This is a genomic window from Paenibacillus wenxiniae, assembly GCF_039822605.1.
GTDB lineage: Bacteria > Bacillota > Bacilli > Paenibacillales > Paenibacillaceae > Saccharibacillus > Saccharibacillus wenxiniae.
Genome location: NZ_JBCGUH010000036.1, coordinates 1 through 1,992 on the forward strand (window position 1 = coordinate 1; position 1,992 = coordinate 1,992).

2 protein-coding genes are annotated in these 1,992 nt (G+C 39.9%); both read left to right on the forward strand.

Features of this window, described 5'->3' with window-relative positions:
• A partial coding sequence (locus AAHF22_RS23670; RefSeq protein ID WP_347327458.1) for an SDR family oxidoreductase occupies positions 1-429 on the forward strand: 429 nt, incomplete at its 5' end.
• A 295-nt stretch (positions 430-724) separates the two neighbouring features.
• Positions 725-1,681 carry a glycosyltransferase family 2 protein gene (locus AAHF22_RS23675; RefSeq protein WP_347327459.1) on the forward strand — a complete coding sequence of 319 codons (957 nt, stop codon included), beginning with the start codon at positions 725-727 and terminating at the stop codon, positions 1,679-1,681.
• Positions 1,682-1,992 lie beyond the last annotated feature (311 nt).

A 1,992-nucleotide genomic window follows, 5' to 3' on the forward strand; every position in this document is an offset into this window, starting at 1 on the left:
TGGGTGTATGGATTGCACGGCAATAACTTTGTGAAGACGATGTTGAAACTGGGACAGGAAAAGCCGGAACTCAAGGTTGTTCATGACCAGAAGGGTTCGCCTACGTACACCGTCGATCTGGTAGAGTTTGTGTCCGAGTTGATGCGGACAGAGAAGTATGGCATTTACCATGCTTCCAATAGCGGAGCTTGCACATGGTATGAGTTTACACAGGAAATTTTCAGTCAGGCGAAGCAGGTACTTCAGGCATCAATTACTGCCAGTCTGGAGCCTTGCACAACAGCCGATTTTCCACGTCCAGCACCACGTCCAGCCAATTCGGTCATGGAGCATATGTCGATTCGTACAAATGGATTTCAGGATATTCGAGACTGGCGTGAAGGGTTGACTGCATTTTTAACAGAGTATAAGCATACTTTAAAAGTATAGGAACCCCAAATAGTAACCAAACGCTTATCGTTAGCTTTGAACTGGTGAACGTTTAACTTCATATTGAATAAAGGAAAAGCATCTTCTATATCGGTAGAAGATGCTTTTTTTAGTTCATATCATTTGTATGTTGATTGTTTGATAGTCGGTAGGATCATGCTATTAGCCACGAGTTGTTTCTGTTAAAATAAACTACAGTGTAAACCATACGAATATTCAACCGTGTTTGTTGTAGGAGACCATGAATATAAAATTCACTGACTGCATGCATAAAGGAATGGAACGGAGTAATACAATGCCCAAAGAGACGTTACAGGTGTTATTATCCACTTATAATGGAGAAGTATACATAGAGGAACAACTAAACAGTATTTTTGCGCAAAATTATGGTGCGATTAAGATACTTGTTCGGGATGATGGATCAAGCGATAATACAGTAGCGATTGTACGTCAATATATGACTACATCCCCGGAACACATCGATTTGATCGTAGGCGAAAATATAGGTGTGGTACGAAGCTTTTGGACGTTACTACAGCATGCTGATCGTGAAGTGAGTTATTTTTGCTTTTGTGATCAGGACGATGTGTGGATGCAGGATAAAGTCATGCGAGCTGTTCAAAAATTGAGTCAATTAGAGTTGGATGGTTTAAGTTCAGAACGGGTTCCTGCTATGCTCTGTACGGCTACACAATTGACCGATGAGCAATTGAAGCCAACAGCTATATGGCCAGGACCGCTTGCGAAAGAACCTTCGTTTTATAATGCCCTTATTCAAAATATTGCAGTTGGCGCTACAATGTCGTTTAATCGACGTGCATTGGAGCTTCTTTTGGATGAAGCAGATGACATCAATGTGGATCATATCCAGATGCATGATTGGTGGGTATATTTGGTAGTATCTTTACTAGGTCGCGTGCATTTTGATCCGAAACCGTCTATTTATTATCGACAACATGGCAATAATGCTGTCGGCGGTGAGGCTACGTTTATGGCAAAGATAACTAAAAAGTGGAGTAGTTACCGTAAGCATAAACATCAGAAGCTACTTGTGAAACAAGCTATAGAGTTCAAACGTATTTATGGTGAGCACATACGAGATGCTGTTATGATGGTTCAGTTGGAAGCATTTATAGCGCCGAGACGTACATGGCTTGAACGGTTTCGTTATTTGAAAATGTGCCGATTGTATCGTCAATCTACACCTGAGAATCTTTTGTTTCGTTTTCTAATTATGAGTGGCTATATTTAACTTCAAAATAGATGCTTATGTATAGTCAACAGCTACTTTTTGTAATATTCAGAAATTTTCTTCTTACATTATCTTGAAATTAACTTTTGGCGTCTATCTATGCTATAATGCGTGTAGAATGAAGTAAACGGTGTAGACGTTAATCTTGACTGGAATAATAGGTCAGGGTCAGGTTGTGATAGATTGTACAGGTAGATATTATATGTGTATTTCAAGGCAGGAGCGTTACTATGGATGTTAGTGTTTTAATTTTGAACTATAATACATGCCAGCTTACACTGGATTGCATCGCCTCGGTCTATCGTTCGCAA